The following is a 19,421-nucleotide window of genomic DNA, read 5'->3' on the forward strand; positions in this document are numbered from 1 at the left end:
TGTTTTTAAACTTTTCTAATAATGAAACAACAGCCAGAATTAAGATTTGATAATTCCCTACTCGAAACTACCATCGATCGAGCTATTGATTTTCTTTACTCTAACCAACTTCCCCATGGTGAATTTGCAACCTATGTTACAGAAAGAAAAGTTAGAGGAATAACTTGCAATTTTGACAGTTGTAACTTCTCGACTGCATTAATTATTTATGCGCTTTCTTTTCTTCGAGAAACTCCTAAAATCGAAAAGATGAGATTAGAAGGACTAAACTTTCTATTGAGCAATATGCTACGCCCCGGAATATGGTACTATTATTCATCCGTAAATCCGTTTTTACATACTCTTTTTTTACCCCCCGACATAGATACTACTTCCTGTATATCATTCGTTTTAAAAAAGTATGGTATTGTCGTCAATAATAAGAAATTGCTTTTAGCCAATCGGAATCAAGATGGTTTGATTTCTACTTTGATCGCACCTCGTTTTTCTATGTTGTTTACTCATACTGGATATTGGTTGAAGTATCGATTAACAACTCCACCTTATTCCCAATGGTGGAAAAAATTTCCACCTGTATCGAATGAAGTGGATCTTGGAGCAAGTGCTAATCTTGTTCTTTATTTAGGAGAAATTGAGGAAACTAACAAAGTTATAGATTATTTAATTGATGTAACTCTTAAAGGAAAGGAGATAGAATCTGATAAACGGTATTTAAGTATTTTTACTCATTACTATTTTCTTTCTCGTGCTTATTTTAATGGTGTTAAACGACTAGAAGTTTTGGAAGAAACGATCATCTCAAATTCAGAACAAAAGTTTGAGCAAGAAGGCTTTGACAATTCTCTTGATACAGCATTAGTCGCTTGTACATTTCTTAATTTCGGGCAGATAACACCCACTTTAGAAAAAGCTATTGGCTTTTTGTTAGCAAATCAAGGAAATGATGGAAGTTGGGCTATTAGTCCTTTTTACTTTGATAGTCCAAAACGTATTTCTTGGTATGGATCCGCAGAGTTAACGACTGGAATCTGTATTGAAGCACTGGTAAGATACCAACAAGCTATATGTTTTTCTGGATTGGGGGAAGACTAGATACGAGCGAAATCTGACATTTATATCAAAAAAACATGACATTTAGTAAAAAAGCCTACTATAGCTTGGTTTCAGAATAGCTATTTTTGTCATAAAGAACCCAGTTGAAACTGATTATATCTACTCATCACCTGATGTCTGAGGAATAGACGGGGTTTTCGCCGTTGATCGAGACTTTACACCCAAAAGACGAATGCAAGCCGAAATAATGTGGATCAGAAGTGGTGGCATTTTAGCTGTATTTGAACCAATGTGTTCCTCCTCCAGATTATTAGACCAACTTACCCTAGTTTCGGGACTGGTTTCCGAAGTGTTAGGGGTTGTGTTGGGAAAAGACGTGTTTTGGCGGATTTCTTTCTCTTTCTCAATGAGTTTCTGAAACTCTGCCTCAGAAATATCAGGGGTATCGGGATAAAGTTCACGGCGAATTTGCTCAGAATTCTGCATTCGTTCCTCGAACTCCTCCAAAGTGTAGTCGTGATTATTATTAGGGATAATTTCCAGCAATTTTAGATCACTTGGTCTCGGTAATGCTTTATCAAAGAGGGTTTCGGTTAAAAATTTATCGGTTGCCTCATACAGTTCAAATTGCTGGGGAGACTTGGGATCAAAATGCACATGAATGGGAGTTACTTCTTTTGGGATACAAATACAGTGAATAGCATATCGTGGGTAGTCAGTCATGTTATTGGGCGACCAATGAAGCATAGTATCTTCAAAAATTACCGCCTCTCCGGCCTTAGAAGGTAACGGAATCGAGTATTTCTCTCGAATAACTTGGGTATAATCCTGAAAAAAGGAAGCGTAGCTATGGGTAGGATGAACGATTTTTGGAAAGAGTTTGTGGCTTCCTAGAACAGCATGAAATGTGCCATTAGAAACACTTGTATCCGTTAAAGGACACCAAATATCCATCATCCAATATTTCTCTTCATCAATGTTTATCTGGTGATGATAATAAATGTCAATCCATCCGCCTTTTGGAGCTTTAATAAATAATCCACAACTAATGATACGGTAGTTGTCAAAAAGTTGCTCAACGTGAGGGAATAGAACTTCCTGTACAATCCTGGAACCAAATATGCGTAGATTTTGAGTATTTACCGAATGATAACTGGAAAAGATGTTGGGGTATGAAGAAACATCTCCAGTGGGCAAAAAGTCACTTTCAGGAAAGACTTTACGAACCTGATCCTACAAATATTGAATTTCGGATTCTGATAAAATTTGTTGTTGAATATAGCCTCTTTTTATCAATAAGCTATTTTGAGTTTTATTATGAAGTATGTTTCGCATGGTGATGACTCATGAGTTAGGATTTGTGTTGGGAAAGTAAATTTTCGGAAGGATTTCGTCATAGGTTTCCAAAATTTCCTCAATTTTTATATTGTTTTCAGTAAATGATTAGAATTTTCACGATTGTAGCCTAAATTTCATTAAATATATAAGTTAATGTATATTTTTTAAGATTTTATTTGGAATATCCCATCTTAGTAAAAAGAAAAAATCACGAAGCCACCACCAAACTCGCTATCGAAATCAGAGATGTTTCTAAAATCGTTGCAGTAGCATAAGCAGTGCCTAAAATTGATGCTAACTTATAAATCCATCAGTCATTAACTCGGATAAGAACAAGACTTTTTTAAAATTTAATTAATCTATTAGTCAAAAGGTTAATCGTAATTTTCAACGTTGAAATAGTTTAGAAATCCAAGGGATTAAGGAACTAGAATTATTTGCTTTTTTTTCTTCAAAAATTTCCATCTGATTCTCAAAGATCTTTTTTCCATATTCATAAACTCCCATATCATATTTATTTATTTCCCTAATTTTATTAGCTAATTCAGGAGAAATATTATTAGACGTTTTCACTTTATATTGTTTTGGAGTGACATTAAGTTGAGGATAAATTTTAGGAGGTTTAATGTTGAGAAAATCACAAATTAAATCACAGGAATCATTAAATCTTTCTGTTATACCTACTATAGCCATTTGATCTAATCTTTCTTTTGCCTTTGCTACAATCATGTCCATATCTTTTTCTTGTTGAGTCAACACATCCGGGAATTTTAAAGGAGCATTACGGACATTATCCAAATTTAATTCACATCCTAGATAACGAGATTGAAGGTTTGATAAATGCATATTCAATATTGGATTTTCCACAATTTCTTCTAGGGAACTATTTTCAAGTAGATTTTTTAAATTAAGCTCTTCATCCGAGAGGTGTTCATAAAATACCTTATGTTCATATAATAATTTTTTACTAAAATAAATATGTGAAATTAACTGATCCAAAGGATCTCGTAACATGGTAATTGTGGTAATAGGTTTATTAAGCAAACTAAAGAGTAAAGTACCAAAATGTCCATGAAAACATTGATAAGAATTAATTTCTTCTTGACTAAATGTTAATAAGTCTTTAATTTCATCAGCTTTTAACCATTTTCCCTTACGATAGTGGGTTTCCAGAAAAGTTGATAAAGATGTCCCCGCCGTTTTAGGTATATGCAAAAAATAGAATGGGTTTGATACGTTTTTCATATTTGAGTTTTTAACTCCATTTTGCTGATATATATATGCTTGTTTTTAAGGCTTGAGATAATTGTAAAACTGAGTTTTGATAATTTTTGACTTCCATGATGAATGGTAAATCTTCTAATCCTTTAACCGTTAATGTTGCTTTGGAATCAATATCTTTAATCGCTGTGATAATCTCATACTTCCCCGGCATTAAGGGTAGTTCTTCAACGACACAAGAAAATTTATTAATTCCTATCTCCAGTGAGTAAAGACGATCGCCTTCACCGCTCTGCATAACTGCTAAATGATTTGAGTTACCGAAACTGATGAGAATAAAAGGGGCTACCGATGGTTTTTTAATGGGAGAATCACAAATTAACTCAAATAGAACTTTTCCGCCTGACTGTATCTGTTCTGTATTTAAAGGTGTAATCTTCAAATCCAAGATTTTGACTAAACCATATTCTTCTTTTGTTTCGGTCAATAGTTGCTTTGTTTCCTCGCAAAAAAGAGGTTCTAACATTGATTCCCTTTGTGTTTTTATCTGCATTAATTCATAATAATCAGACATAGCTTTTTCTGTCGATTCTTGACTAATAATTTGTCCTTGATCTAAGATTAAACAACGATGACAAAGAGATTGAATTTGATACAGATGATGAGAAACTAAGATAATGCTTCCCCCCGAATCAAGATAATTTCTTAGAAAAGAAGCAAATTTTTCCTGAAATCTCATATCACCGACTCCAAGAGCTTCATCAATAATAAATACATCTGGACGCAAACGAGTATAAATTGAAAATACAAGACGTAATCTCATTCCTGCACTATATGTACCCAACGGAGCATCAATAAAGTCAGAAATACCTGAATATTGAATAATTCCGTCAATTTCTTTGACAATTTTTCGAGTTGATAAACCGTGCAGGGATAATTTATTATAAATATTTTCTCGTCCCGTTTGTAATGGGTTTAATCCAGATTGTTGATCGATCGTAACAATATTATCAGTATACCAACGGATTTCACCTTCTGTGGGGCGTATAATCCCCATTAATAAATTAATTAAAGTACTTTTCCCTGAACCATTATGACCAATTAACCCAAGGGCTTCGCCTCTATTTAGTTTAAAGTTAATATTTTTCAAACACCAAAATTCGCCTTTTCTTAACTTTTTACTTGCTTCTGGTAAACAACGAAATTCCCCAAAAATGTCTGTTAGAGTATATCTGAAAGCTAGTTTTGGCTCTCGACAAAATCGTTTAGATAAATTTTGAGTTTCTAAAAGCAAATCTCCCATCTTAATTTAAGGTTCGTTCAACTACATAAGGTAAACACATTTTGCAATATAACCAACCAACGAAAAACAAGAATATGGTCATCAAAGTTACAATACAAAAAATTAAGGGATGATTTATCTCTCCTCCATAAGTTAACCAGCGAATTGCCTCAAATATATGGGTGAGAGGATTATACAAAAAAATGCGATGTAATAAAGTTCCATCAGACGGCATGACAAATACTGGAGTGATACCAAACAAAAACCAAGGTAAAACTTGCATTATACTATCGAGATCGTTACTAAGAGCATTCCAAGGAGCTAATAATAATCCCATACCAGAACCAAGAAGAATCAACAATAAAAAACCAAGAGGCAGAAGAATAATAGTTACCTTTGGTGTAATATCAAAAAATATTAAGACGGCTAGAAGAACGGGTAAGCGCATAAATAAGTTAAACATATTTTCGCCAAAACCTGCTAGGATAAAAGCTTCAAGGGGAATTTTTTGACGTATGAACAAGTGAAGATTATAAGTTAAAAACATTCTTTGGCTATTAAAACTTTCCAAAAATATTTGCATCATAACAATGCCAAAAATACCATAGACTTGAGGGGGTACATTTTGGCTTGTTAATGCTAAGATACCTGCTCTTTGACCTAAAGTTAATAAAATAGCAATTAAAGCTGAGGGAACAAAAGCCCAAAATAGCCCTAAAGAAGAATAACGATAACGTTTAACTACATTTTGGATAAATAATCGTTTAGCAAAAGGAAGTACTTGAATAACATCTTTTTGAGCAGTTTTCAAAAAAGACTTGAAGGGAAGTAATTGACTACTGGCATTATAGACAATAGAAGGAGAGACATTTGTTTTGTTGTTTTCAGAATTATTCATGAATATCAAGCTCGGTTAATTACTTATCGGTACTTAGACAAAAATTGAGCATCGAATAAACCCTAAATTGATAGATTTTACAAAGTTAAAAAAATAATTATCTAATGACCATTAATAAACAGATGTTTCAAGGATTTTTATGGTCAGTTATTCAAAATTGGGGTAGTCAAACAGGTTCATTTATTGTCTTTTTAATTTTAGCCCGTTTACTAACTCCTCAAGATTTTGGCTTATTAAGTTTAGCTAATATTTTTTTAGCTTTCATGAATATTTTTCTTGAGCAAGGATTTACTTCCGCTTTAATTCAAAGGGAAAAATTAGAATCCGAACATTTAAACACAGCTTTTTGCACTCAATTAATAGCGGGAATATCATTAACTTTTATTAGTTTTTTTTTAGCTGAAAATATCGCTACACTTTTTCATCAACCTCGATTAACTGTTATTATTAAATGTTTTTCTTTTCTGTTTATTATTGATTCTTTTGGTCTTGTATTTCAAGCCATTCTAAAAAGAGATTTAAACTTTAAAATTTTAGCAGTTCGATCGTTAATAGCAATTATTATTAGTGGATTTTTAGCGATTACTTTTGCCTTTTTAGGCTTTGGAGTTTGGAGTTTAGTCATTCAACAATTTGCTTATGAATCCGTGATTGTTATATTTATGTGGACTGCCATTGATTGACGACCAAAATTAAAGTTTTCTAATCAGCATTTTCACGAGTTATTTAGCTTTAGTATTTATATTTTCTTTAGTCAATTTTTAATTTTTTTTTACAGCAAATCAGATAACCTACTTATTGGTTATTTTTTAGGTGAAATCGCTTTAGGATAGTATACGATCGCCTATCGAATTTTAGAAGTAATGACTCAATTATTAATCGGAGTAATTAATCAAGTCGCCTTTCCAGCTTTTTCAAAAATACAAACGGATATAAATCTTTTACCCCAAACATTTTTACAGGCAATAAGATTCACCAGTTTAATCGCTTTTCCTGTATTTTTTGGTTTATTAACTTTAACACCAGAAATAATAATTACCTTATTTGGTAAACAATGGACTCCATCAATTTTAGTACTACAAATATTAATTTTTTCAGGAATTTTATCTTCTTTTTTTTCCTGTATGGGAGCAATATTTTTAACTTTAGGAAAATCCTATTTACAATTTTTCCTGACTTTAATAACTATTATCCTCAGTGTTACTCTTGCTTGTTTCCTTATCAAATGGGGAATTATTGCCGTTGCTTTCGCTTTTGTCTTTAGTAGTTACTTAATTTTTCCTTTTGCTTTATGGATGTTAATTAAGTTAATCTCTATTTCTCTAAAAGAATATTTACAGCAATTTATTACTCCTTTAATTAGTTCACTTATCATGATATTGGCTATTTTATCGGTTAAATACTTTTTGGCGATGTATTTCAACACAATAATTTTATTGATTATCTGTACAATAGTCGCTTCATTAACTTATACAATAAGTATTTTACAAATTAAGGCAATATTCTCTAAACAAAATTTATATAATAGGCAACAACAAGAATAATTCCTAAAAAATAATCATGATTTTTGGTAAAATTGCGTAAGTTCTGATTCTCTGATTAACCTTAGTTCGAGATAAAACTCGTTTGAGACATCAATAATTTAGCCCAATTCTATGATCAAATCAATAATCAAAAAGGATATTAATGTCACAACATCAAACAGCAAAAAAAAGTAAATTACAATCCTATCTTGATTCACGTCCAGATCTAAAATATAAATATACTAAGGTAAGGGATAAAGCCAGTAATATAGTAATCTCAGGATATGATATTACAAAGCGGTGTAATCTTCGTTGTGAAGGATGTTTTTTCTTTGAGGGTGAATTATCAACTAAATACGAAGAAATCAAGAATATTGAAGAATATAAAGTTTTTTTTGCTAATGAGGTGAAACGTGGAATTACTTATCCTCACTTTGCTGGTGCGGAACCCGGATTAGTACAAGATAGGTTATTAGTTGCAAACCAGTTTTGGGATAGAGGATTAATTTACACCAATGGCACATTCAAATTTGATCCTGCCATCACTTTTATGAAACATATTTCTGTTTGGGGAAATTTTGAAACCGATGAATATCTGAGAGGGGCAGCAGTTTTCAAAAAAGCATTACAAAATGCACAAGGAGACAACAAGTCAATATTTATGTACACCATCAATAAAAAAAACATTGATAACATAAACGAGGTAGTAAAAATTTGTAAGGATCATGGGGTTAAAATTTCCTTTAATCACTATAGTCCTTCTCGTCAATATGAAAACAAAATTGAATTGAATGAGAAAACCCAAGAATATAGCACATTTCGTCTATCCACAAAGGACGATAATCTAATGCTAACCCAAGATGATTTAAAAAGAATTCGTGACATCTTAGAGGAAAGAATAGATCAAGATCCTCAAACCGTAATTTATTCCAAATACTATAACGAATATGTCAATAGTGGTAAAACGTTATGGAATTTCGACAAAGCTACAGACATCGCTAAAGATTGCATAATTTTGAACAAGCCATATCATCGACAACATCATACAGACTTTTCCTATGATGATAACGAATGTTGTATTGCTAACACAGACTGCCGAGAGTGTAGACACTATGTATCAGTATATACTAAACTAATGGATGGCATTAGACCTGCATTAAAATCTCTTGAATCTTTTGAAAGTTGGTTGGATATTTATTACACATGGTGTAAACTACACTTTGTTGATTGGGAGTCTTAAAAAGAATTCCGTAAATTAATCGAAATGTTGGAATGGAACAATTATCAAGACATATAGTATATACGGCTGGGACATTTGACCTGTTGCATAAAGGACACGTTGAGTTATTTCGCAAGTGTAACCAAATAGGAAATTTCTTGATAGTTGTGCTAAATACAGATAATTTTATTGAAACATATAAAGGGCAACCACCTATTCTGTCTTATGAAGAGCGAGAAGCGATTATTATAACGAATAGTTTTGTGAATCAGGTTATTCCCAATGTTGAGTGTGAAAAATGTTTTTATACCATTAAAAATCATGCTGTTGCTCACGGATATGGCAATATGTTTAGTATAGTTATAGGTGATGATTGGAACTCTGAGAATTATCCGATTCAGATGGGTGTAAGCAATATTGATCTTGATTTATTTCATAGAGTTGTCAAATATGTTCCTCGATATAAGGGGATTAGTACAACAGATATAAAAAATAGGATTATAAAACAATGGCAAAAATCTTCAGATTGTGGCGAAAAATAGCTAATCTATCCAAAAAGTGTCTTGTTTTTTTATACAGAAAGATTTGCTATCTTGTAAGATCGCACCTAACGGTTACTGTGGCTATTATTTGCCATGAACAAAATATAGAGGGTATTAAAAGAATTATAGAACGTCAAACAAAAAAACCTGACAATATTGTTTTGTACTATAGTAACGAATATTTTGGAGATGCCCCCCCTGAATGGAAAATTGTTCAATGTCCGAACTTAAATGATTGGGGACATGGTAAATGTAAACAAGCTATTGAAGAAGCAACGTCTGACTTTATTTGCTTTTTCAACGCAGATAGTTATTACGAGGATAATTACTTGTTAGAAATGATGAAACGAGCAAGAGAAGGCTTTGATGTTGTTCTATGTGATTTTAAACATCGTCCAGATAGTAATGTTATTGTTGCACATCCGATAATTGGTGGTACTGATAGAGGAAATGTACTTGTTTGTGTAAAAGAAGCTCGTCCTGTAGGCTATAACCACTCAATTTATGAAGCTGACGGTTTGTTGATTCAAGATATGGTAAAACAGGGTGCATCTTGGATTCGAGTTAACAAATGTCTTTATATAAACAACTAACTAATTTAACTCATCTCTAATTTCATCCCTAGACAATTTCATAATTTCATAGTGTTTTTCCATAATTTTTTTGTTAAATTCAGGTGTAAAACATTTAATATTGTATCGTAATTTAGGATATTTTTTGTTGATTGTATAATTGAGAATATCCATATTTTTTTGATACCTTGAGATTAAAAATAATATCATGTTCTCATTGCTGAGATAACTTCTAAAATTGTTTATTCTATCCCTGTAACGTTTTTTAAACAAAAAGTAGTTATTCTTGATATAATGGTTGATTCCTCCAGTCCATTTTTGCGTTATGTATAAATTAGCGTGGCCAGGGCTTTCATGATTAAAAATAAATCTATATCTATTATTATATAAAAGTTTTTCACCCCTTATAATTCCGCCCACCGAAAAAGGAGCTTCAATTATTTCTAAATATCTGGGGTCACAAAAAAATTCAAAATTTTCTTCCAAACATAAAATGATGCCATTATAATTACTTATACATTCATCAAAAGGACACGTTTTGTATCCGTTTTCCTTTCGTTTTCTTATTCCCATCTGAACACCTTTAATTGCAGGATAACAATTCCATCCCAATGAGATACTTTCCATTTTATTCTGATCCGATTCGGTTTATTATTTCTTAGTTGTCTATAATATTCCTTTAATATGATATTTAAGTCATTAGATCGTTTGATCAAACTCTGGATAAATTTTATAAAGAATCGTTATCTTCCTTATTTTATTCCTTGGAGTGACAGATGGCTGCTCCAACTTTTCGTTTCCAGACAAATACAAATTAAATATCGTGGTTCTGTCTTGGGATTGGCTTGGAGTTTGTTAACCCCATTATTTCAGTTAGGGGTTTATACCTTCGTTTTTCAGTATGCTCTGAAGTTGAAGTGGACTGAAAATGATGGAAACACGTTTAATTTTGCTTTGTTCATGTTAACTGGGTTAGCAGTTTTCTCATTTTTTGCAGAATGCGTAATTCAAGCCCCAATGTTAATTTTAGAACAGCCCAACTTAGTCAAAAAAGTTCGTTTCCCAACGGAAATATTAGCTTGGGCATTATTAATATCAACAGGTTTCTCTACACTCATTTTGATAGGATTCTTGCTTCTTAGTTGTTTGATACTAGGTGCAACAAGTATAACTCCAGCTTGGTTCACTCTTCCTTTGATTTGGTTTCCTTTAGTACCTTTGGTGTTAGGGATAACTTGGGGTTGCTCTGCCATAGGGGTGTATTTTCGAGATTTACGACATATTATTGCTCTTTTTGTGCCATTATTACAGTTTTTAAGCCCCATATTCTACACTGTTTCGGTTCTTCCTGAACGATTCCAAAGGATTATATATCTAAATCCTCTCACCTTAATCATAGAACAAAGTCGATCAGCGATCTTTTCTGGTTTATACCCTAGTTGGGAAATGTGGATAAATGAAATAAGTGCTTGTCTAGTCATTGCGATTCTTGGAGCTATATTGCATAATCGTTTACGCAGAGGTTTTGCAGATGTTGTCTAAACGAAAAGTTATTTTAGCGCGGAGAGTGAGCAAAGCTTATGATATTTATCGAACGCCTCTCAATCGTATTATCAGTATGCTATGCTTTAGACCTCGTGGAACACGATCTTTTCATGCACTTTCCCAATTAGATCTAGACATATATGCTGGTCAATCTATAGGTATTATCGGCAAAAATGGTGCGGGAAAATCCACTCTTTTACAACTTATTTGTGGCATACTCACCCCAACAACCGGAATGATCAAAGTAAATGGGCGAGTAGCACCTCTTTTAGAACTGGGTGCAGGTTTTAGTCCGAGATTTACTGGGCGAGAAAATATTTTTCTAAATGCCGCTTTATTAGGTCTTTCTAAGGAAGAAACTATGGCTAGTCTTCAAGATATTATCGCCTTTGCAGATATCGGTTCTTTTATTGATCAACCTGTACGCACCTATTCTAGCGGTATGTATGTACGCCTAGCTTTTGCGATCGCAACTAGCATTCGACCTGATATTTTAGTAATTGATGAAGCGATTGCAGTCGGTGATGGTCAATTTGCTCGTAAATCCTTCGATCGCATTTTTGAGCTAAAAGAACAAGGAGTAACATTGATTTTCTGCTCCCATTCTTTATTTCAAATAGAGGCATTATGCGAAGAAGCACTGTGGCTTCACCAAGGAAAATTACAGGTACAAGGATCAGCCTCATCAGTCGTTACCGAATATGAAACTTGGATGAATCAACAATCTCAAACCGATACATATTCACAAATATACGGGGGAGACAGTTCTATAAAAGGACAAGCTAAACTATCTAACATCAAAGTTTGCTGTGATGGTGTTACAGGAAGTCATCTAAGAGCAAGAAATGGTTTTAGCAACTTAGAAATATTTTTATCTTACCAATCAGATCCAGAATTGCCTCCTCCGACAGTTGGTGTAACGATTGATGCCGCTGATGGGAGAAAAATAACAAGTAATGGTAGTTGGGTAGATGGTATTGTGCTTGAGAGGGATTCAGAGGGGAAAGGAAGTGTTACCTTAACTTATTCTAAGTTACCCTTATTAAAAGGGAAATATTCTCTTTCTGTTTTTCTGATGTGTGAACGTGGTATTCATGTCTATGATGCCGCCGAACATATTGGTATAATTATTGTTGACCAAGAGCATATTTTACCCGGATTAGTAACTATTCCTCACCAATGGTTAAGCTCTAATAATTCGGAAAATAGCTGAAAATCAATTTGGACATTTCTTTAATATTACAAGTTGACGTGCGGAATGTGGGTTGTAAATAAAAGCATTATAAATTTTTGGAGATGTCTATTGATTTAAAACTATTGAAAATTGATTTTTATTCATTTTATCTTGATTTTTATTTACGAATTTCTAGGAGGAAATGCAAGAGTATAGTCATTTTCTAAACTGAGATTTGAAGAATAGAACGGATCTTTTAGTAACAAATAACCCCAGCGTTGTTGCATGAACTCTATCTCTTGCTCAAATCTGGAGAACTTTTCGGGAGTACTATCTTGGCCACGAGATGCGGATCTCACATGATATAATTGTGCAAAGGGAGTCAAAATATTACGATAACCGGCACGACGTACTCTCAGACAGAAATCTATATCATTGTAGTTAACAGCTAGGGACTCATCCAAACCATTAACTCCCCAGAATACCGACTTACGCACTAATTGACAAGCACCCGTAACAGCACTTATTTCTTGTTGTAGTTTTGCCCTACCCATATATCCAGGTTCTTCAGGCAATAAACTATCAAACGAATGTCCTGCTATTCCATGTATACTCAGACCAAGTATAACACCACAATGTTCTATCCGATTATCCAGATAAAATAATTTAGCACCGACGACACCTACATCAGATTTTATGGCGAAAAATACCATTTCTTCAAGCCAATGAGGAGTAATAATTTGGGTATCATTATTTAAAAGACAAAGAAGATCTCCGTTTGCTTCTTTTGCCGCAAGATTATTTAAGCGGGAATAGTTAAATATTCCTTCATCTCGAATAATATTTACTCCTTTTTGTTCTAAATGTGTTAAAAACTCTTTGGTTTCGGGATCTGTACTAGCATTATCTACAATAATTATTTCATAAGAAGGGTAAGTGGTCATAGAGTAAATTGAATCAAGACAAGGTTTGAGCAGATCAAGTCTGTTTCGAGTCGGTATAATAATTGAAACTAACGGGAGACTACTAGAAGAAAACTCTGGTTCGATACGATTCATCCCTTCAAGTTCAGGATGTGGGACTACTCTCCCCGGTAAGTTGTTCCTTTTCAGATAATCTGACACACTTTTTATCGCCGCAGTAGCAGCATAAGGCTTGGCTTTGAGAGTAAACGATGTACTTGTATTAGACATTCGCCAGTGATATAAAACGTAAGGAATATGAATAATTTGATCTGCCGCCAGAAGCTCAATACATCTCAACGCAAGATCATAGTCTTGTGCTCCCTCAAATCCTTCCCTCAAACCTCCTATTTCATTGACTAAATTAAGACGATAACAGGAGAAGTGAGCGACTAAATTATGTGTAAACATCAATTCAAGATTGAAATCGCACTTAAAGTATGGATCATAACGCTTCCCATCGAAGGATAATTTATCATGGTCGCTGTAAATTAGACCGACATTAGGATTTTTGACAATTGATTCGGCTACGAACCAAAGAGCTAATGGATGCAAGACATCATCATGATCCAGTAATGCCACAAATTCGCCCGTTGCCAAGCTCAATGCCGAGTTACTCGCTGCAGAAATATGACCATTACAGCTACGAAAGGTTACTTTAATGCGATAATCTTTTTGTTCGTAGGCACGAAGAATATCCTTTATACCAGAAGTTTCCGAGGAAGCATCGTCAGCGATACATAATTGCCAATGAGGATAAACCTGTTTTTGAACACTCTTGATCGCCTCTATGAGATGCTTTCGGTCTGGATTATAGACAGGCATAATAATGGAAATAAGGGGAGGTTTATGCCATGAACTGCTTATATTTTTGAATACTGGATAGTCTTTTGATTTTATATTATATTTCTGAAGCCAAATTTGATACATTAATGGTGTTATTTCTCTCGGCTGAAACATGAAAAGGAAAATACTTTTACTTCCTTCCAATTTAATCCTAGATAAGACTCTAAAAAAATATTTGGGGTCAAGAAGAAGTTTTTTTAAGTATTTAAAGCAGTTTTGCAAAAAATTAAGAAATAAATAAAAATACGAACTTAGCATTAAAAATATACGGCTTACTATAAAAGTTTATATCGATACACTTAACTTTTTAGATGTTTATCACAGGATGTACTGGATACAATGCCCAATCTAACATACTAGGATACCACCACCATCCCTCCCAAGCCCATGATACATTCTGTAAATGTGTTTCCAAAAAATCGAAATATCCTTGCATATCTTGTTCAATATTCATTAATGGTGGCATAGCCTTTAGATGAAGATTATATCCTCCTGTAAAATTAGGATAAAGAATGGCAAAATAGACGGGAACTTTCGCTTTTTTGGCTAACCGTAACATTCCTCCTGCATTTATCCTAATAGGAAGTCCTAATAAATTTAGAGGGGGGAATTTGCTGTCTATGTGATGGGTATCACAAGCCAACAAAACCACATCTCCGTTGGCAAAAGCTGTTTTCGCACTTTTTATCAAATTATATTTATCATCAGTGTAAATAATATTCCCCCCAGATAATTTTAATTTCTTATCTATAGCCTTGTTTCTAAGATGTTTATATCGAGTGACATGACGATAATGCAAATGTTTAAATGGATTCGCTCCCACTGCTATCAAACGTATTCCAAAAGAACTAAAAATTATAGGTAACATATTTTGGTGAAATGTATGATAAGTAAGTACTAATCCCCCCACTTTTGCTATTTTTTCTAAAACAGAAATGTTTTCAATCTCTACATATCGATTTATCCATTCTTTATCAATCTGGAAATATCTAAATATATTCAAAGTACTAAGCCCTTTACTGGCTTCCCATTGATTTAAGATAGTTTTTGCTTCAGACAAATTGACTCCGAGAGCAGTCTGAAAAGATGACAACAAAACAGGATGTACCCTACGAAAAGGACTCAATATACGCCCAAGTTGATAAGCAATGCTATTTTGTACAGAATAGTCTAATGGTAGAATTGCCACCAGACTAGCTATTTTAAACCGTAGGCGACGACATAATACCCATAAGAAGTCTTCGCAGAATCTCTTGACCAAATTGAGTTTTTGTTTAATTTTTCTGAGAATATTTGCAATAATATCCTTTTTTATTGTCATTATTCTGATTTGAGCCTAGCAAATAATGGTTAAACAACTGATTGCTGTAAACAGTATAATCTGAAATTAAATAATTAATAAATCCTGAGATAAGAAAAAATGAAAACAAAACCATTATCAAATTATGGAGCAAGTGTTGGACTTGAAGTATATAATATTGATTGGGATTGTCAAGAAGAAATTATCGAACTGGGTAAATTGTGTGCTTCACAATGTATTGTTTTTGTTAATCAAAATATTCCTGTCAAAAAAATCAATGAAGTTATGATCCGTTGGGGAGATCCCAGTATCGCTCTTATTCATGAAGCAATTATTTCTAAACAAGTTCATGGCAGACACTGGAGAGAGATATTTCTTAACGTCGGTTATCCGAATAAAGAAATCGATGAAAATATCCCTAAATATGCAAGTATTATAAGTTATAAGAAAAGTAAGAAAAATAGACCATTAGGTTTTTTCCAGAATGGTGAGTTAAATTGGCACAGCGATCAATGTGCCTTTGATGATGGTCAAAGAATTATCGGACTTCAAAGTTTAAGTGGAAGTGAAAACAGTCAAACACAGTTTTTGTGTACTCATGATGCCTATGAGTCTTTGAGTTCCCAGATGCAAAGTATGATTAAAGAACTTATTGTGAAACACAAGTGGGTTGACAATTTTATGGCTCCCGGACTCAATTCTCTCCAAAATGTCACTCTCCGTTATGGTATGGTTCCAATTGATGGGATGGAAACTAGACTTTATAGTGAAACAGCTTCTGGTTTACCCGGAATGAAAATCCCTAGTCACAGTTTTGATGGATTTGTAGGGATGTCGAGGGCAGAGAGCGATCGCATCATGGATGAAATCAAAAAAACAACTTATAACGAAAAATACATTTATACCCAGAATTGGCAAGATGGACAAATTGTGTTTATGGATCAAGAAATTACCTTACACAAAAGACCAACCAACATTCAAGATGGAGATCAAAGAACAATGGCTCGATCTATTTTTTATGTAAATAAAATTTTTAACACTCAAAAATCTCAAAGATTAACTCAAATCAGATACAAAGGGGCTTTTCATAGTGTAGATGATTTTGTAGATCTAGTTGACAAAGACAGAAGAAGAATGTTTGAAGAATTTTAAAACAAAAAGAAATTGATTAAATCATAAACGCTTACAAACTTTCTAAGAATATTTGCATCATCACGATTCCAAAAATACCATAAACTTGGGGAGGAACGTTTTGTGTTGTTAAAGCCGAAATACCTGCCTTTTGACCTAAAGTTAATAAAATAGCAATTAAAGCTGAGGGAATAAAAGCCCAAAATAGCCCTAAAGAAGAGTAACGATAGCGTTTAACTACATTTTGGATAAATAATCGTTTAGCAAAAGGAAGTACTTGAATAACATCATTTCTAACAGTTTGCAAAAAAGACTTGAAGGGAACTAATTGACTACTGGCATTATAAACAATAGAAGGAGAGACATTTGTTTTGTTGTTTTCAGAATTATTCATGAATATCAAGCTCGGTTAATTACTTATCGGTATTTAGACAAAAATTGAGCATCGAATAAACCCTAAACTGGCTTTATATAAGCTAAATACTTCGACGTTGTCCTTTAACCATTGAAAAAAACGAAAAGACACTGCCGTACGAAATGCTGCCCAATTTCTTTGTGTATAAGCTTCTACTATCCAATTTGCATAGACTTTTTTCTTTTTTCCCAGTTTCATTAGTAATTAAATAATCAATATCGGTGGATTTCTCAAAACTTTTTGCATTCATGACGATAGCCGGAATATTATTAACTATTATTAGTTTTTTTCTAGCGGAAAATATTGTCATACTTTTTCATCAACCTCGATTAACTTTTATTATTCAATGTTTCTTTTTTCTGTTTATTATTAATTCTTTTGGTCATGTATTTCAAGCAATTAAAAAAAAAGAGTTACGCTTCAAAATTTTAGCAGTTCGATCATTAATAGTAATTATTATTAGTGGATTTTTACATTTTTAGGCTTCGGAGTTTGGAGTTTAGTAATTCAACAATTTACTGATGAATCTGTGATAGTTATTGTAATGTGGAGAGCGATTAATTGGCGATCAAAATTAAGATTTTCTTATCCACATTTTCAAGATTTACTAAATTTTAGTATTTACGTTTTTTTTAGTCAATTTTTAATGTTTTTTTATAGAAAATCAGATAATTAACTTATTGGTTATTTTTTAAGTGAAATCGCTTTAGGATATTATACGATCACTTATCGAATTTTAGAAGTAATGACTCAATTATATTAATAGGAGTAATCAATCAAGTAGCTTTTCTATATTTCCAGAAATATAAACAGATATAGCTCTTTTCCAGCAAACATTTTTACAGGCAATAAAATTCACTAGTTTAATTGCTTTTCCTGTATTTTTGGGGTTGTTGGCTTTAACACTAGAAATAATTATTACTCTATTTCAGATAAAGAATTTACAAATGTATAAGCCCCCACATTGAAGAAATTACATTCCATTGTTTTTCGTTAAAAAGAAATCTATTTCGATAATCTCCTTGAATTAATTTAATAATAAGAAAAAAATTATAATTAAATAGAAAAAAAATTACTATATTTTATAAATAGTTGATGCCAAAATGATTTTGGTAAAACTTTCCTACCAATCTCAAAACAAGTACTGACTATACTTAGTCTTAGATTTATCATAAATAATCTAAATATATGCGGTTTTCGTCCCTGAGTGCGTCCTACTAAGTCTGGGTGTACTGGTGGTAAACAAATTCTTTTGGGGATTTTTATAGGATAAGTAATTGTAGAGCGATCGCTAAGTTCGAAAATTACATTCAGCCAACGCTGGTAGCTGATTTCTTCACTATAGTTTTCAGCTATTAATGATTGAGATGTTGTAGAACATTTCAACCAAAGTTGGGGATGATTGAGTAAGCGAACAATAGCATTGGCAGCCTGTTCAGGAGTATCATCCACTAATAGTCCAGATTCATTATTTTTAACCAGTTCAGGAATACCACTAGGAATTGACCGAACTATAGGAACGACTCCTATCGCCATCGCTTCAAGTAACGCAACTGGTAAACCTTCATAATCAGACATTAATAATATGACCTGACATAAAGCAAGTCTAGATTGAACTGTCGATGATTCTAAGCGACCTAAGAAAATAATGCGATCGCCTAATCCACGCTCATTTACCCAATCACGAGATCTATTAATTTCATCGCCATCACCAATTATCCAACATTCAATCCGTGGATCAAGACAACAGGCTTGAGACATCGCTGCCAAAACCAAGGAAATTCTTTTTTGTTCTTCAACCACTCTCCCACAAAAGACAACTCGAAATGGAGAATCAGAAAATAAAGCGGCATTTTCAAACATGGATACTCCGTAGGGAATGGTTATAGGTTGATGAGCTAACTCTTTCTGTATAGCTTTTTTACTTATGTAATCTGATACGCCTATCATCAAACCATTATTCGTTTCTGGTGCAACTGTTTCAGCAAAAGCCCAGTAAACTGGATCATCAGAATGAATGGCCATTGCCCAAGGCAATCCATAGGAACCTGCAATACCTGCTGTATGATATGTTGATTCAAGACATTGAGGCAGGAATACTCGAGGTTGATGGCGATTAATAAAAGCTAACATACTAGATATATCTTCTTCTATATAAGATGATTGCATAGCAATTTCAAAGGATATTCCAGCTTCTCTTAAAATATGCAATAGAGAGGATTCCTCGACATCTAAACCACCATGTATAAGGTAAACTATAATTGGTATCTCATTACTATGCAAATGCAATAAAAATTTTTGTAACCAAGTTGTAACTCCACCAATGTCGTTTTTTTTGCTGTAGTGGGCAAATGCAATTAGGGAGGGCTTATGATAACTTGCAACAGTCATTATACTAAA

Annotated in this window: 17 protein-coding genes and 3 pseudogenes; 10 read left to right on the top strand and 10 right to left on the bottom strand. The window is 33.2% G+C overall.

The window, feature by feature from the left end:
- Positions 1-21 precede the first annotated feature (21 nt).
- A complete protein-coding gene (locus GM3708_RS10625) occupies positions 22-1,092 on the top strand; it encodes a hypothetical protein (RefSeq protein WP_066346569.1) in 1,071 nt (356 codons plus the stop codon).
- Positions 1,093-1,212: 120 nt separating this feature from the next.
- On the opposite strand, the gene GM3708_RS10630 is transcribed toward GM3708_RS10625, so the two are convergent.
- The 4 genes from GM3708_RS10630 to GM3708_RS10645 form a co-directional block, all read right to left on the bottom strand.
- Positions 1,213-2,250, bottom strand: coding sequence for a phytanoyl-CoA dioxygenase family protein (locus GM3708_RS10630; RefSeq protein WP_066346571.1), 1,038 nt, complete (start codon positions 2,248-2,250; stop codon positions 1,213-1,215).
- 528 nt (positions 2,251-2,778) lie between these two features.
- Positions 2,779-3,636, bottom strand: coding sequence for a sulfotransferase family 2 domain-containing protein (locus GM3708_RS10635; protein ID WP_066346572.1), 858 nt, complete (start codon positions 3,634-3,636; stop codon positions 2,779-2,781).
- A gap of 10 nt (positions 3,637-3,646) precedes the next feature.
- Positions 3,647-4,915, bottom strand: a complete 1,269-nt coding sequence (locus GM3708_RS10640) for an ABC transporter ATP-binding protein (protein ID WP_066346574.1) — start codon at positions 4,913-4,915, stop codon at positions 3,647-3,649.
- 1 nt (position 4,916) lies between these two features.
- Positions 4,917-5,792, bottom strand: coding sequence for an ABC transporter permease (locus GM3708_RS10645; RefSeq protein WP_066346586.1), 876 nt, complete (start codon positions 5,790-5,792; stop codon positions 4,917-4,919).
- A gap of 122 nt (positions 5,793-5,914) precedes the next feature.
- Between GM3708_RS10645 and GM3708_RS19340 the strand changes: the two are divergent.
- The 5 genes and pseudogenes from GM3708_RS19340 to GM3708_RS10670 all read left to right on the top strand — a co-directional run.
- Positions 5,915-6,850 (top strand): annotated as a pseudogene (locus tag GM3708_RS19340) (lipopolysaccharide biosynthesis protein); the annotation flags it as partial.
- Between the two features lie 24 nt (positions 6,851-6,874).
- Positions 6,875-7,336: a polysaccharide biosynthesis C-terminal domain-containing protein gene (locus GM3708_RS19345; protein WP_255358448.1), complete on the top strand. Its 462-nt coding sequence runs from the start codon at positions 6,875-6,877 to the stop codon at positions 7,334-7,336.
- Between the two features lie 142 nt (positions 7,337-7,478).
- Entirely contained in the window at positions 7,479-8,555 is a 1,077-nt protein-coding gene (locus GM3708_RS10660) for a radical SAM protein (RefSeq protein ID WP_066346594.1), read from the top strand.
- A 32-nt stretch (positions 8,556-8,587) separates the two neighbouring features.
- A complete protein-coding gene (locus tag GM3708_RS10665; protein ID WP_066346597.1) occupies positions 8,588-9,076 on the top strand; it encodes an adenylyltransferase/cytidyltransferase family protein in 489 nt (162 codons plus the stop codon).
- 77 nt (positions 9,077-9,153) lie between these two features.
- Positions 9,154-9,669: a glycosyltransferase gene (locus GM3708_RS10670; protein WP_158505866.1), complete on the top strand. Its 516-nt coding sequence runs from the start codon at positions 9,154-9,156 to the stop codon at positions 9,667-9,669.
- On the opposite strand, the gene GM3708_RS10675 is transcribed toward GM3708_RS10670, so the two are convergent.
- Complete coding sequence (locus GM3708_RS10675) at positions 9,670-10,275, bottom strand: DUF1796 family putative cysteine peptidase (RefSeq protein WP_066346601.1); 606 nt, start codon at positions 10,273-10,275, stop codon at positions 9,670-9,672.
- A 57-nt stretch (positions 10,276-10,332) separates the two neighbouring features.
- Here GM3708_RS10675 and GM3708_RS10680 point away from each other — a divergent pair, with 57 nt between their 5' ends.
- A complete protein-coding gene (locus tag GM3708_RS10680; protein ID WP_066346603.1) occupies positions 10,333-11,190 on the top strand; it encodes an ABC transporter permease in 858 nt (285 codons plus the stop codon).
- A gap of 25 nt (positions 11,191-11,215) precedes the next feature.
- Complete coding sequence (locus tag GM3708_RS10685) at positions 11,216-12,406, top strand: ABC transporter ATP-binding protein (protein ID WP_158505867.1); 1,191 nt, start codon at positions 11,216-11,218, stop codon at positions 12,404-12,406.
- 143 nt (positions 12,407-12,549) lie between these two features.
- On the opposite strand, the gene GM3708_RS10690 is transcribed toward GM3708_RS10685, so the two are convergent.
- The gene (locus GM3708_RS10690) at positions 12,550-14,319 is read right to left on the bottom strand and encodes a glycosyltransferase family 2 protein (RefSeq protein ID WP_158505868.1); all 1,770 of its coding nucleotides are present in this window, start codon (positions 14,317-14,319) and stop codon (positions 12,550-12,552) included.
- Between the two features lie 163 nt (positions 14,320-14,482).
- Positions 14,483-15,496, bottom strand: coding sequence for a hypothetical protein (locus tag GM3708_RS10695; protein WP_066346608.1), 1,014 nt, complete (start codon positions 15,494-15,496; stop codon positions 14,483-14,485).
- Positions 15,497-15,595: 99 nt separating this feature from the next.
- Here GM3708_RS10695 and GM3708_RS10700 point away from each other — a divergent pair, with 99 nt between their 5' ends.
- Positions 15,596-16,627, top strand: a complete 1,032-nt coding sequence (locus tag GM3708_RS10700) for a TauD/TfdA family dioxygenase (protein WP_066346611.1) — start codon at positions 15,596-15,598, stop codon at positions 16,625-16,627.
- 31 nt (positions 16,628-16,658) lie between these two features.
- On the opposite strand, the gene GM3708_RS19010 is transcribed toward GM3708_RS10700, so the two are convergent.
- Positions 16,659-17,000, bottom strand: a complete 342-nt coding sequence (locus GM3708_RS19010; protein WP_066346614.1) for a hypothetical protein — start codon at positions 16,998-17,000, stop codon at positions 16,659-16,661.
- Positions 17,001-17,033: 33 nt separating this feature from the next.
- A pseudogene (locus GM3708_RS10710) lies at positions 17,034-17,280 on the bottom strand (hypothetical protein); the annotation flags it as partial.
- On the opposite strand from GM3708_RS10710, the pseudogene GM3708_RS19805 reads away from it, so the two are divergent.
- Positions 17,270-17,697: pseudogene (locus tag GM3708_RS19805) on the top strand (oligosaccharide flippase family protein). The pseudogenes GM3708_RS10710 and GM3708_RS19805 sit on opposite strands and share 11 nt — an antisense overlap.
- A 380-nt stretch (positions 17,698-18,077) precedes the next feature.
- Here the strand turns inward: GM3708_RS19805 and GM3708_RS10720 are convergent.
- A complete protein-coding gene (locus GM3708_RS10720; RefSeq protein WP_066346623.1) occupies positions 18,078-19,412 on the bottom strand; it encodes a glycosyltransferase family 4 protein in 1,335 nt (444 codons plus the stop codon).
- Positions 19,413-19,421: the final 9 nt, after the last annotated feature.

The sequence above is a fragment of the Geminocystis sp. NIES-3708 genome (assembly GCF_001548095.1).
GTDB lineage: Bacteria > Cyanobacteriota > Cyanobacteriia > Cyanobacteriales > Cyanobacteriaceae > Geminocystis.